This is a genomic window from Streptomyces scabichelini (genome assembly GCF_011045015.1).
Taxonomy (GTDB): Bacteria; Actinomycetota; Actinomycetes; order Streptomycetales; family Streptomycetaceae; genus Streptomyces; species Streptomyces scabichelini.
In genome coordinates, this window is the sequence record NZ_JAAKZY010000017.1 from 71606 (window position 1) to 84054 (window position 12449).

Genomic DNA, 12449 nt, shown 5'->3' on the forward strand with positions numbered 1-12449 from the left:
GATGTTCCTGATGTGGGCGTGTGTGGGTCGCTCGTACGATCGACGGCATGCAGCTCCGGTACAGCTTTCGCCTGTACCCGGAGCCCGGCCAGGCCCGTGCGCTGGCGCGGGCGTTCGGGTGCGCCCGCGTCGTCTACAACGACGCCGTGCGTGCCCGCCGCGACGCCCACGCCAACGGTGGGCCGTACCCCTCGTTGGGCCTGCTGTCTCGCGCTCTGATCACGGAGGCAAAGCACCGCCCAGAGCGGGCCTGGCTGGGGGAGGTGTCCGCGGTGGTGCTCCAGCAGTCCCTGCGCGACGCCGAGGCCGCCTACCGCAACTTCTTCGCCTCCAGGAGAGGCTCCCGCAAGGGCCCTGGGGTCGAGGCGCCGCGGATGAAGTCGCGCAAGGACAAGCGGGCCGCGATCCGGTTCACCGCCAACGCCCGTTGGTCGATCACTGACGGCGGTCGCCTCAGCCTGCCGAAGATCGGGGCGGTGAAGGTCGCCTGGTCCAGGCGTCTGCCCGCCGTCCCCTCCAGCGTCACGGTGATCAAAGACAGTGCGGGCAGGTACTTTGCGTCGTTCGTCATCGACACCGACCCGGCCGCTGACGCGGAGCGGATGCCCGCCACCGGCCAGGCCATCGGCATCGACCTCGGCCTCACCCACTTCGCCGTCCTCTCCGACGGCACGAAGATCGACTCCCCTCGGTTCTTGCGCCGGGCGGAGAAGAAACTGAGAAAGGCACAGCGGGAGCTGTCCCGCAAGCAGAAAGGATCGAAGAACCGGGCCAAGGCCCGTCTGAAGGTCGCCCACGCCCACGCACAAGTAGCCGATGCCCGCAGCGAGTTCCACCACCAGTTGTCCACCCGTCTGATCCGTGAGAACCAAGCGGTCGCGGTGGAGGACCTGGCGGTGAACGCACTCGCGCGCACCCGGCTGGCGAAATCGGTCCACGACGCGGGCTGGGGCACCTTCGTGAACATGTTGGTCTACAAGGCGGCCCGGTACGGGCGCACTCTGATCAAGGTCGACCGGTACGAGCCGACCAGCCAGGTCTGCTCCACCTGCGGTGTCAAGGACGGACCCAAACCCCTGAACGTCCGCGAGTGGACCTGTGCCGCCTGCGGCACGGTCCATGACCGCGACGTCAACGCCGCACAGAATGTCAAGACGGCCGCCGGACTGGCGGTATCGGCCTGCGGAGCGCCGGTAAGACCAGGAGCAATCCCGGCACAGCGCGAAGAAACAGGAAGCCATGGAATCCCTACCGGTGACCGTGCCGCCAAGCGGCACAGTCACCGGTAGGGACGGCCAGAATCCCACCCATCAGGGTGAAGAGCATGTCAATTGACGGGCTGCGGCTCGCTCTCCGACTCGGTCTCGCCCGCCGGAGGCTCGTCGTCGACCGACGTCTTGACGGAGTCGAGGAGCAGCTGGGCCACGTCCACGACCTGGATGGACTCCTTCGCCTTGCCGTCGTTCTTCTTGCCGTTGACCGAGTCGGTCAGCATGACGAGGCAGAACGGGCAGGCGGTGGAGACGATGTCGGGGTTCAACGACAGGGCCTCATCAACACGCTCGTTGTTGATGCGCTTGCCGATCCGCTCCTCCATCCACATCCGCGCACCACCGGCGCCGCAGCAGAAGCCGCGCTCCTTGTGGCGGTGCATCTCCTGCTGGCGCAGGCCCGGGACGGCGGTCATGATCTCGCGCGGCGGCGTGTAGACCTTGTTGTGGCGGCCCAGGTAGCACGGGTCGTGGTACGTGATCAGACCCTCGACGGGGGTTACGGGGATGAGCTTGCCCTCGTCGATGAGGTGCTGGAGCAGCTGCGTGTGGTGGATGACCTCGTACTCGCCGCCGAGCTGCGGGTACTCGTTGGCGATGGTGTTGAAGCAGTGCGGGCAGGTGGAGACGATCTTCTTCGCGGACTTCGGCTTCTTGGTCGACTCGTCCTCGTCGTCTTCCCCGAAGGCCATGTTCAGGGCGGCGACGTTCTCCATGCCGAGCTCCTGGAACAGCGGCTCGTTGCCCAGTCGCCGGGCGGAGTCACCGGTGCACTTCTCGTCGCCGCCCATGATCGCGAACTTGACGCCCGCGATGTGGAGCAGCTCGGCGAAGGCCTTGGTGGTCTTCTTGGCGCGGTCTTCGAGCGCACCCGCGCACCCGACCCAGTACAGATAGTCGACTTCGCTGAGGTCCTCGAGATCCTTGCCGACGACGGGAACCTCGAAGTCGACCTCCTTGGTCCACTCCAGGCGCTGCTTCTTCGCGAGCCCCCAGGGGTTGCCCTTCTTCTCCAGGTTCTTGAGCATCGTGCCCGCCTCGCTCGGGAAGGCGGACTCGATCATCACCTGGTAGCGGCGCATGTCGACGATGTGGTCGACGTGCTCGATGTCGACGGGGCACTGCTCCACGCAGGCGCCGCAGGTGGTGCAGGACCACAGGACGTCCGGGTCGATGACGCCGTTCTCTTCGAGGGTGCCGACGAGCGGCCGCTCGGCCTCGGCGAGGGCGGCGGCGGGCACGTCCTTGAGCTGCTCCTCGCTCGCCTTCTCGTTGCCCGACCCCGCGCCGCCAGGCGCAGATGGATCCAGCTTGCCGCCGCCGGCCAGCAGGTACGGGGCCTTGGCGTGCGCGTGGTCGCGCAGCGACATGATGAGCAGCTTGGGGGAGAGGGGCTTGCCGGTGTTCCAGGCGGGACACTGCGACTGGCACCGCCCGCACTCGGTGCAGGTGGAGAAGTCGAGGATGCCCTTCCAGGAGAACTGCTCGACCTGGGAGACACCGAAGACGTCGTCCTCGCCCGGGTCGGTGAAGTCGATGGGCTTGCCGCCCGACGTCATCGGCAGCAGGGCGCCCAGCGAGGTCGAGCCGTCGGCGTTGCGCTTGAACCAGATGTTCGGGAAGCCCAGGAAGCGGTGCCAGGCCACACCCATGTCGGTCTTCAGGGAGACCGTGATCATCCAGATGAAGGAGGCCGCGATCTTCACGCCGGCGAAGAGGTAGGTGAGGTTCTGGAGCGTGGAGAGATCCAGCCCCTCCAGCGCTGAGACCACCGGGTACGAGAGGAAGAACGAGGCCTCGTAGCTCTCGACGTGGTGCTGGGCGCCCTCCAGCGCGTGCAGCATGAAGATGCAGACGCCGACGATGAGGATGATTCCCTCGACGAAGTACGCCTGGCCGGTGTTGGAGCCCGCGAAGCGTGACTTGCGGCCCGCCTTGCCCGGCCTGGACAGCTGCCGGATGGCGATCAGCACCAGGATGCCGACCACCGTCATCACGCCGATGAACTCGACGAAGACGTTGTACGGCGCCCAGTCACCGATGACCGGCAGCAACCAGTCGGCCTTGAAGAGCTGGCCGATGGCGTTCACGATCGTCAGGAGCAGGGTGTAGAAGCCGATCGCCACGAACCAGTGCGCGATGCCGACGATGCCCCAACGGTTCATCCTGGTGTGGCCGAGGAACTCCTTGGCCAAGGTGATGGTGCGCAGGACGGGGTCGTTGGTCCGGGCGCCGGCCGGGAGGGGCTGGCCGAGCATCACGAAGCGGAAGATCTGCAGGGTGGCACGGCCGAACAGGGCGACGCCGACTGTCATGAGGACCATCGACACGACGATCGCGGCGAGTTGCATTTCGGGGCTCCTCGGGCCTGCGAGGGGTCTTCGAGCTCGGCTCGAAGGTCATTACTAAGCGGTAACTTATGCGGTCCGTCTGAGACTACCCATATCTTGCGCCGCACTGTAGCCAGGTGCGCGGTGATCTGTATCGCTGAGGCTCGCCTCAGCGCTCCGCGGGTTCGCCTATGGGGGTGGTGTGACCAGGTTCATGGGCGACTGCGGGTCCGTTGTGGCTGATCGCGCAGTTCCCCGCGCCCCTAACGGGCGCGCTCCCGGAGCCGCAGGCTTTTAGGGGCGCGGGGAACTGCGCGAGCAACCCACCACTACCCGCACTCGCCAGACGAACCCAACACCCCCGCCCCGTAGGCGAAAAACCGGCCCCTGAAGGTAAGGTTCATATAAAAGTTGAGCCTGGCAGACTCAGCCCTTTTGACCCAGCGGCCAGCGTCGTGCACACTTGAGTCCGTTCCACTCAAGTCAGCTGGAGGAATCGAAATGGCACGTGCGGTCGGCATCGACCTGGGCACGACTAACTCCGTCGTCAGCGTTCTGGAGGGCGGTGAGCCCACCGTCATCACCAACGCCGAGGGCGCCAGGACCACGCCGTCCGTCGTCGCCTTCGCCAAGAACGGTGAGGTGCTCGTCGGCGAGGTCGCCAAGCGCCAGGCGGTCACCAACGTAGACCGGACCATCCGGTCCGTGAAGCGGCACATGGGCACCGATTGGAAGATCGAGCTCGACAACAAGCCCTTCAACCCGCAGCAGATCTCGGCCTTCATCCTGCAGAAGCTGAAGCGGGACGCCGAGTCGTACCTGGGTGAGAAGGTCACGGACGCGGTCATCACCGTACCGGCGTACTTCAACGACTCCGAGCGGCAGGCCACCAAGGAGGCCGGCGAGATCGCGGGCCTGAACGTCCTGCGGATCGTGAACGAGCCGACGGCCGCCGCCCTGGCGTACGGCCTCGACAAGGACGACCAGACGATCCTCGTCTTCGACCTCGGTGGCGGCACCTTCGACGTCTCGCTGCTCGAGATCGGTGACGGCGTCGTCGAGGTGAAGGCCACCAACGGTGACAACCACCTCGGTGGTGACGACTGGGACCAGCGCATCGTCGACTACCTGGTGAAGCAGTTCGCCGGCGGCCACGGTGTCGATCTCGGCAAGGACAAGATGGCCCTGCAGCGGCTTCGCGAGGCTGCGGAGAAGGCCAAGATCGAGCTGTCCAGCTCCACCGAGACCTCGATCAACCTGCCCTACATCACCGCGTCCGCCGAAGGCCCGCTGCACCTGGACGAGAAGCTCACGCGCGCCCAGTTCCAGCAGCTGACGGCCGACCTGCTGGAGCGCTGCAAGACGCCGTTCCACAACGTCATCAAGGACGCCGGCATCCAGCTCAGCGAGATCGACCACGTCGTTCTCGTCGGTGGCTCCACCCGTATGCCCGCCGTCGCCGAGCTCGTCCGCGAGCTGACCGGCGGCAAGGACGCCAACAAGGGCGTCAACCCGGACGAGGTCGTCGCCATCGGCGCCGCCCTGCAGGCCGGTGTCCTCAAGGGTGAGGTCAAGGACGTCCTGCTCCTCGACGTGACCCCGCTGTCCCTCGGTATCGAGACCAAGGGCGGCATCATGACGAAGCTCATCGAGCGGAACACGACGATCCCGACCAAGCGGTCCGAGATCTTCACCACCGCCGAGGACAACCAGCCGTCCGTGCAGATCCAGGTCTACCAGGGCGAGCGCGAGATCGCGGCGTACAACAAGAAGCTCGGGATGTTCGAGCTGACCGGTCTGCCGCCGGCCCCGCGCGGTGTCCCGCAGATCGAGGTCGCCTTCGACATCGACGCCAACGGCATCATGCACGTGACCGCGAAGGACCTGGGCACGGGCAAGGAGCAGAAGATGACCGTCACCGGCGGCTCCTCGCTGCCGAAGGACGAGGTCGACCGGATGCGCCAGGAGGCCGAGAAGTACGCGGAGGAGGACCACGCCCGCCGCGAGGCCGCCGAGAGCCGCAACCAGGGCGAGCAGCTCGTCTACCAGACGGAGAAGTTCCTCAAGGACAACGAGGACAAGGTCCCCGGCGAGGTCAAGACCGAGGTCGAGTCCGCCGTCGAGGAGCTGAAGACCGCGCTCAAGGGCGAGGACACCGCCGAGATCCGTACGGCCACCGAGAAGGTCGCCGCGGTCTCGCAGAAGGTGGGCCAGGCGATGTACGCCGACGCCCAGGGCGCGCAGGCCGCGGGCGGTCCTGAGGGTGCTGACGGTCCTGAGGGTGCCACCGCGGGCGGCGCCCAGGCCAAGGCCGACGACGATGTCGTCGACGCCGAGATCGTCGACGAGGACCGGAAGGACGGTGCCGCGTGACGGAGGAGACCCCGGGCTTCGACGAGCAGCAGCCGCAGCAGCCTCAACAGCCGCAGCCGGCTCAGCCGCAGCAGCCCGACGTTCCCTCCGGCGCCACCTCTGACGACGCCGAGCCGAAGGCCGCCCCCCAGGAGGGGGCGGCCCCGGCCGGGGACGCGGCAGCAGCACAGCAGCAGGCAGCGGCACAGGCAGCACAGCAGACGGCGGGTCTGACGGCCCAGCTGGACCAGGTGCGCACGGCGCTCGGTGAGCGCACGGCGGACCTCCAGCGGCTCCAGGCCGAGTACCAGAACTACCGCCGCCGGGTCGAGCGCGACCGGATCACGGTCAAGGAGATCGCCGTCGCGAACCTCCTGACCGAGCTCCTGCCCGTACTCGACGACATCGGCCGCGCGCGGGAACACGGCGAACTGGTCGGCGGTTTCAAGTCGGTGGCCGAGTCGCTGGAGACCGTCGCGGCGAAGATGGGCCTCCAGCAGTTCGGCAAGGAGGGCGAGCCCTTCGACCCGACGATCCACGAGGCCCTGATGCACAGTTACGCGCCCGACGTCACGGAGACGACGTGCGTGGCGATTCTCCAGCCCGGGTATCGCATTGGCGAGCGCACCATCCGCCCCGCGCGGGTGGCGGTGGCCGAGCCGCAGCCGGGCGCGCAGACCGTCAAGGCCGACGAGGCCGAGGGCGCGGCGACGACCAACGCCGACGACAAGGAGAACGGTGGCCCGGACGAGGGCTGACGTCGGCGACGTACGGGGCGTACGAATGAACGTACGGACCGTACGGCGCGTGAGAAGGAAGGAGGGACGTCGAGGATGAGCACCAAGGACTTCATCGAGAAGGACTACTACAAGGTCCTCGGCGTCCCCAAGGACGCCACCGAGGCCGAGATCAAGAAGGCGTACCGGAAGCTCGCCCGCGAGTACCACCCGGACGCCAACAAGGGGAACACGAAGGCGGAGGAGCGCTTCAAGGAGATCTCCGAGGCGAACGACATCCTCGGCGACCCCAAGAAGCGCAAGGAGTACGACGAGGCGCGCACTCTCTTCGGCAACGGCGGCTTCAGGCCGGGCCCCGGCGCCGGCGGCGGCACCTTCAACTTCGACCTCGGCGACCTCTTCGGAGGCGGACCCGGCCAGGGCGGCGGAGCGGGCGGTGCCGGCGGCGGCTTCGGCGGCGGGCTCGGTGACGTCTTCGGGGGCCTGTTCAACCGGGGCGGCGCGGGCACGGGCACGCGTACGCAGCCCAGGCGCGGCCAGGACATCGAGTCCGAGGTCACGCTGAGCTTCACGGAGGCGGTGGACGGCGCGACGGTTCCGCTGCGCATGTCCTCGCAGTCGCCCTGCAAGGCCTGCTCCGGCACCGGCGACGCGAACGGCACGCCGAGGGTGTGCCCGACGTGCGTGGGCACCGGCCAGGTGGCGCGCGGTTCGGGCGGCGGCTTCTCGCTCACCGATCCGTGCCCCGACTGCAAGGGCCGCGGTCTGACCGCGGAGACCCCCTGCGAGATCTGTAAGGGCAGCGGCCGTGCCAAGTCGTCGCGCACGATGCAGGTCAGGATCCCCGCGGGGGTCAGCGACGGTCAGCGCATCCGTCTGCGCGGCAAGGGCGCACCGGGTGAACGGGGCGGTCCGGCGGGCGATTTGTACGTGGTCGTGCACGTGGGCGCCCACCCGGTCTTCGGCCGCAAGGGCGACAACCTCACGGTGACGGTGCCGGTGACGTTCGCCGAGGCGGCGCTGGGCGGGGAGATCCGCGTGCCGACCCTGGGCGGGCCGCCGGTCACCCTGAAACTGCCGCCGGGCACGCCCAACGGGCGGACGATGCGGGCCCGCGGCAAGGGCGCGGTCCGCAAGGACGGCACTCGCGGCGATCTGCTGGTCACCGTCGAGGTCGTGGTACCCAAGGACGTGTCGGGCAAGGCGCGTGACGCGCTCGAGGCGTACCGCGAGGCGACCACGGGCGAGGATCCGCGAGCGGAGCTGTTCCAGGCGGCGAAGGGAGCATGAGGACACCATGGATGGCCGTCGACGCAACCCGTACGAGCTGACCGAGGAAACTCCGGTGTACGTCATCTCGGTGGCGGCCCAGCTCTCCGGTCTGCACCCCCAGACCCTGCGCCAGTACGACCGCCTCGGCCTGGTCTCCCCCGACCGCACGGCCGGACGGGGCCGGCGCTACTCGGCCCGCGACATCGAACTGCTGCGTACCGTCCAGCAGTTGTCGCAGGACGAGGGCATCAACCTGGCTGGCATCAAGCGCATCATCGAGCTGGAGAACCAGGTCGCCGCGCTCCAGTCCCGCGTCGCGGAGCTGGAGTCGGCCCTGGACGGCGCCGCCGCCGCGATGCAGCAGCGCGAGGCGGCCGTCCACGCCTCCTACCGCCGGGACCTGGTCCCGTACCAGGAGGTCCAGCAGACGAGCGCGCTGGTCGTGTGGCGCCCCAAGCGCCAGCAGTCGGACTAGTGCGCGCAGCAGCGTGAAGGGGCCCGGAGGCTGATCGTCGATCCTCCGGGCCCCTTCACGTCGGCTGGTCCCCCTCAGGGGATGAGGTCGCCGATCGCGTCGAGCGCGAGCGTCCACATGGGCTGCGCGCCGGTGCCGAAGGCTGCGGCGAGCGCGTATCCGAGGGCCGCGTCCGCCGCCTCCACCCGGGCGCCCTCCTTCCACTCGGCCAGTACGCGCCCGTCGCCGTCCGAGGAGAAGTCCCCGATGTGCTCCTTGTCCTTCAGGAGCCGGCTGCCCGCGATGGAGTCGGGCAGCAGGCGGTAGGCGCGGCCCGCGTGCCGGACGTCGATGCGGTACGAGCGCCGGGTCACCCGTCCCTTCGCGGGCCTGATGACCGCCTCCTGGCCGTCGACGTCCAGCGTGAGCCGGCCGCGCTTCCGGGTGCCGATCGGGATGTGCTCCTTGGTCCTGTTGGTCCTGGTCCCGGCGACGCGGCGCAGGACGACATCGGGAACTGCCCTTCCCCCGACGGCCACTTCCCCCTTCTCAGGGTCCGACCAGACGCTCAGTTCGCCGAACAGGTCGTCCTGGATGAGGGTTTCGACAGGCATGCGCTTCCTTTACCGCGGGCACGTGAGTTCGGACAGCGTACGTCGCCCTCAGCGGCCCGTCGCCTGCCACAGCGTCACAGCCAGTGCGATGCACGACGTGATCGCCGCCAGGGACGGCAGGGGCCAGCGGGCGCGTTCCAGCGCTTCCAGGCGGGTCTCGTGTTCGTCGAGGGTCTTGTCGGTCTGGTCGGCGCGCTGGAGGAGGAGGGCGAGGTCGCCGCGGGTGGTGGCGAAGCCGACGTCGACCGAGCGGCGCAGGCGTTCCAGCTCCAGCGCGACCTCCTCGGCTTCAGTCGTTGTCATGGCCGTCCTCCGTTCCGGCATCGGTCATCGTGGTGCTCCTCTCTCCCCAAGTGTGGGAACATGTGTTCGATACAGGGAGCGAGCGAATAGACTCGCATGGTGCGAGCGCGTACGCAAGTGACTACGCTCCGTGGAGGCCAATGCGATGACGGCACTGCAGTCCGTACGTCAACTGCCGCCGATGCGGCGGTCGTTGCCGAATCTCCACAGTTACGCGCGAGCGCGCACACACGTTGGTGCGTGTGCGATCGGTACGTTGTCCGCGCGACGAGGGGAGAGCGGACACATGCGTTCCAGCTCACGGGCCGGTGCCCGTACGGATCAGAGTCACCGGGCCGAGGGGCTCGACGAGTTCGCCGGCTGGATCGAGGGCCTGCTGCGTGACCGTGGTTACGACATCGACAGCCCGCGCGGGGGCGGCCGTTCGAAGCTGGCCGACGACGCGGGAGTGCACCGGGCGGCGGTCAGCCGGCTGTTGCAGCGTCAGTCCATGCCCGACCTGGAGACGATGCGGCGTATCGCGGCCGTACTCGGCGTCCCCCTGCGCGAGATGCTCATCCGCTCGGGCCGGCTTTCGGAGGACGACCTGCCGGTGCCCGGCGGGCTCCCCGCGGCCGGTGAGGTCCACCTGCGGCTGACCCCCGAGGAGGCGGCTCAGAGGATGGGTGTTCCGCCCGAACTGCGGGAGCTGTTCGCCAAGGTGGCGCGGCAGTTCCTGCCGGAGGGCGGTTGACGGCTTGACAGCGAAGGGAGATAAGGGGAATCCGGGTGACGAGGCGGAACGTGTCTCCAGGCTGGTGGGCGAACTGCTCATCGGACTCGGCGAGAAGGTACGGGCGGCAGGGCCGGAGGGCGTCCGCGTCCTCACCGAGGAGGAGCTGCAACGGCAGCAGCTGAACTGGTTCCGCGCCGGCTGGCAGGAGCACGCCCGCGCAACCGAACCACCACGCTCCGACGCCCCGCCGGCCCGCCTCCTCCACTTCCCGGAACGCCCGCAGGACGACGGACACGGCGGGTACGGCAGCGACCGCGCCCCGTAAGGGGCGCGGGGCAGTGTCGATATGCGGCTCCGCCGCGTGGGCGTGACCAGCCCCCACCGGCCCGCAGGTTAGTCACCGTTCTTCCAGCGGAGCGCTCAGGTAGCGCAGCATCACAACCCCGTTGCCGAAGGTGTGGCTCTCCGCGAGGCGGAGAAGGGCGGTGGCGTCCGCTTCCTGGAAGAGGGGACGGCCGCGGCCCAGCAGGACCGGATGGACGTAGATCCGGTACTCGTCGATCAGGTCGTGCCGGCGGAACTCCGCGGCCAGCTCCGCGCCGCCGACCACGAGGTCTCCCCCGGGCTGCTCCTTGAGGGCCCTGACCTCCTCCGGTACGACCTCCCGTGCGATCGTCGCGTTCCAGTCGGCGTGGTCCAGGGTGCGGGAGTACACGATCTTCGGCATGTCCCGCCAGATGGGCGCGAACTCCCGCTCGGCCTCCGGCATCTCGGGGTCCTTGTCGGCCGTCGGCCAGTAGTCGGCCATCAGCTCGTGCGTGACCCGGCCGGTCAGGAAGCCACCCAGCTGCCTGATCCACTCGTTCATGTGCCGGTGCAGCTCGTCGTCGACCTGGTGCCAGTCGATCTCGCGGTTCGGCCCCTCGAAGAAGCCGTCCAGGGACACGGACATGCTCAGCAGGATCTTGCGCATCGGGACCTCCGGGGCCTCGCGGACATCATGGGTGGACGTCATGGGTGGACGTCAGTGGACGTCAGTGGACGTCATGGACGGTGAACCGCCGGTTGACACGCCATCACGGATACTCCACGCCCGTCCGCCGATTCTCCAGGACTTCACCTCTGCGTCTTCACACCGATCACGCAGAGTGCCGTTGTGATGTCGTAACCGGAACTGCTTGACGCTTTTGAAACGTCCACGTTGGCTTTCCGTTACCTGGGTCGCAAAATTGCGCTCTCGTCCGGAAGGCACCGAAAGTGAACAGCCGTATGCGTCGTATCCCCATTTTCATGGCCGCGTCCACCATGACTCTCTCGCTTGCCGCCTGCGGTGTGCTCGGCGACAGCGAAGAGGCCGGGTCGGCGGACCCGACCAAGGGCGACGACGTCACGGTGGGCCTGTTGCTGCCGGAGAAGGCGAACCAGCGCTACGAGAAGTTCGACGAGCCCATCATCAGGAAGAAGGTCGACGAGCTGACCAACGGCAAGGGAGAGGTCGTATACGCCAACGCCGATCAGGACGCCGCCGAGCAGCGCAAGCAGCTTCAGCGGATGATCGACGACAAGGTCGACGTACTGCTCCTGGACGCCGTGGACGCCAAGGACATCGCGAGCGGCGTACAGAAGGCCAAGGACGCGGGCATCCCCGTCATCGCGTACGACCGGCTGGCCGAAGGCCCGATCGACGCGTACATCTCCTTCGACAACCAGCAGGTCGGCGAGGCGCAGGGCCGGGCCCTGGCCGAGGTCCTGGACAAGGGCAGATCCGAGAAGATCGTCATGATGAACGGTGCGGTCACCGACCCGAACGCCGCCCAGTTCAAGAAGGCCGCCCTCGCCGAACTCGGCGACAAGGTGACCATCGCCAAGCAGTACGACACCAAGGAGTGGAAGCCGTCGAACGCGCGGGCCAACATGATGGCCGCGATCTCGTCCATCGGCGCCGAGAACATCGACGGTGTGTACTCAGCCAACGACGGTATGGCGGGCGGCATCGTCTCCGCACTGAAGGCGGCCGGCGTGACCGACCTTCCTCCCATCACCGGCCAGGACGCGGAGCTCGAGGCGGTGCAGCGCATCGTCGCCGGCGAGCAGTACATGAGCGTCTACAAGCCGTACCCCGAAGAGGCCGAGACCGCCGCCGAGATGGCCGTGGCCCGCGCGCGGGGCCACGGCATCGAGTTCGACGCCCTCACCCGCGACAAGGTCAACAGCCCCACGAACGAGGCCATCCCGGCCCACCTCGTCTTCGTCTCCCCGCTCACGAAGGAGAACATCGAGGAGACGGTCGTCGACGACGGCATCTACAAGGTCTCGGACATCTGCACGTCGAAGTACGAGGCGGACTGCGACGAGATCGGCCTGAAGTAGGCGTAGCAGGACGGCCCCGCGGCTGAGGCGC

General features: G+C 68.0%; 12 protein-coding genes. 8 read left to right on the forward strand and 4 right to left on the reverse strand.

The window, feature by feature from the left end; genetic code table 11:
• Positions 1-47: 47 nt before the first annotated feature.
• Complete coding sequence (locus G5C60_RS08185; protein WP_165256243.1) at positions 48-1289, forward strand: RNA-guided endonuclease InsQ/TnpB family protein; 1242 nt, start codon at positions 48-50, stop codon at positions 1287-1289.
• A gap of 38 nt (positions 1290-1327) precedes the next feature.
• Here the strand turns inward: G5C60_RS08185 and G5C60_RS08190 are convergent, their stop codons facing one another.
• Positions 1328-3622, reverse strand: coding sequence for a (Fe-S)-binding protein (locus G5C60_RS08190; RefSeq protein ID WP_165256245.1), 2295 nt, complete (start codon positions 3620-3622; stop codon positions 1328-1330).
• 480 nt (positions 3623-4102) lie between these two features.
• Here G5C60_RS08190 and dnaK point away from each other — a divergent pair, with 480 nt between their 5' ends.
• From dnaK to G5C60_RS08210, 4 genes are all read left to right on the forward strand, one after another.
• Entirely contained in the window at positions 4103-5974 is a 1872-nt protein-coding gene (gene dnaK, locus G5C60_RS08195) for a molecular chaperone DnaK (protein WP_165256247.1), read from the forward strand.
• Positions 5971-6711, forward strand: coding sequence for a nucleotide exchange factor GrpE (grpE, locus tag G5C60_RS08200; protein ID WP_165256249.1), 741 nt, complete (start codon positions 5971-5973; stop codon positions 6709-6711). The genes dnaK and grpE overlap by 4 nt, the downstream gene beginning before the upstream one ends.
• A gap of 75 nt (positions 6712-6786) precedes the next feature.
• On the forward strand, positions 6787-7980 hold the full coding sequence (gene dnaJ / locus G5C60_RS08205; protein WP_165256251.1) for a molecular chaperone DnaJ: 1194 nt from the start codon (positions 6787-6789) through the stop codon (positions 7978-7980).
• Positions 7981-7987: 7 nt separating this feature from the next.
• Positions 7988-8437, forward strand: coding sequence for a heat shock protein transcriptional repressor HspR (locus tag G5C60_RS08210; RefSeq protein WP_165256253.1), 450 nt, complete (start codon positions 7988-7990; stop codon positions 8435-8437).
• Positions 8438-8511: 74 nt separating this feature from the next.
• Here the strand turns inward: G5C60_RS08210 and G5C60_RS08215 are convergent, their stop codons facing one another.
• Entirely contained in the window at positions 8512-9030 is a 519-nt protein-coding gene (locus G5C60_RS08215) for a hypothetical protein (RefSeq protein WP_165256255.1), read from the reverse strand.
• A 48-nt stretch (positions 9031-9078) separates the two neighbouring features.
• Positions 9079-9333: a hypothetical protein gene (locus G5C60_RS08220; RefSeq protein WP_165256257.1), complete on the reverse strand. Its 255-nt coding sequence runs from the start codon at positions 9331-9333 to the stop codon at positions 9079-9081.
• 286 nt (positions 9334-9619) lie between these two features.
• Here G5C60_RS08220 and G5C60_RS08225 point away from each other — a divergent pair, with 286 nt between their 5' ends.
• Both G5C60_RS08225 and G5C60_RS08230 read left to right on the forward strand, forming a co-directional pair.
• Positions 9620-10066 (forward strand): helix-turn-helix domain-containing protein, encoded by a 447-nt coding sequence (locus tag G5C60_RS08225; protein WP_165256259.1) that lies wholly within the window; start codon positions 9620-9622, stop codon positions 10064-10066.
• A 4-nt stretch (positions 10067-10070) separates the two neighbouring features.
• Entirely contained in the window at positions 10071-10373 is a 303-nt protein-coding gene (locus tag G5C60_RS08230) for a hypothetical protein (RefSeq protein ID WP_165256261.1), read from the forward strand.
• 72 nt (positions 10374-10445) lie between these two features.
• Here the strand turns inward: G5C60_RS08230 and G5C60_RS08235 are convergent, their stop codons facing one another.
• Complete coding sequence (locus G5C60_RS08235; RefSeq protein ID WP_165256283.1) at positions 10446-11021, reverse strand: dihydrofolate reductase family protein; 576 nt, start codon at positions 11019-11021, stop codon at positions 10446-10448.
• Positions 11022-11338: 317 nt separating this feature from the next.
• On the opposite strand from G5C60_RS08235, the gene G5C60_RS08240 reads away from it, so the two are divergent.
• Entirely contained in the window at positions 11339-12418 is a 1080-nt protein-coding gene (locus G5C60_RS08240) for a sugar ABC transporter substrate-binding protein (protein ID WP_206439230.1), read from the forward strand.
• Positions 12419-12449: the final 31 nt, after the last annotated feature.

Excerpts from the sequence above, each read along its gene's own strand:
- G5C60_RS08210 (WP_165256253.1), top strand. The coding sequence starts at position 7,988 with ATGGATGGCCGTCGACGCAACCCGTACGAGCTGACCGAGGAAACTCCG.
- G5C60_RS08190 (WP_165256245.1), bottom strand. The coding sequence starts at position 3,622 with ATGCAACTCGCCGCGATCGTCGTGTCGATGGTCCTCATGACAGTCGGC.
- G5C60_RS08215 (WP_165256255.1), bottom strand. The coding sequence starts at position 9,030 with ATGCCTGTCGAAACCCTCATCCAGGACGACCTGTTCGGCGAACTGAGC.
- G5C60_RS08240 (WP_206439230.1), top strand. The coding sequence starts at position 11,339 with ATGGCCGCGTCCACCATGACTCTCTCGCTTGCCGCCTGCGGTGTGCTC.
- G5C60_RS08185 (WP_165256243.1), top strand. The coding sequence starts at position 48 with ATGCAGCTCCGGTACAGCTTTCGCCTGTACCCGGAGCCCGGCCAGGCC.
- G5C60_RS08225 (WP_165256259.1), top strand. The coding sequence starts at position 9,620 with ATGCGTTCCAGCTCACGGGCCGGTGCCCGTACGGATCAGAGTCACCGG.
- dnaK (WP_165256247.1), top strand. The coding sequence starts at position 4,103 with ATGGCACGTGCGGTCGGCATCGACCTGGGCACGACTAACTCCGTCGTC.
- dnaJ (WP_165256251.1), top strand. The coding sequence starts at position 6,787 with ATGAGCACCAAGGACTTCATCGAGAAGGACTACTACAAGGTCCTCGGC.
- G5C60_RS08235 (WP_165256283.1), bottom strand. The coding sequence starts at position 11,021 with ATGCGCAAGATCCTGCTGAGCATGTCCGTGTCCCTGGACGGCTTCTTC.
- G5C60_RS08220 (WP_165256257.1), bottom strand. The coding sequence starts at position 9,333 with ATGACAACGACTGAAGCCGAGGAGGTCGCGCTGGAGCTGGAACGCCTG.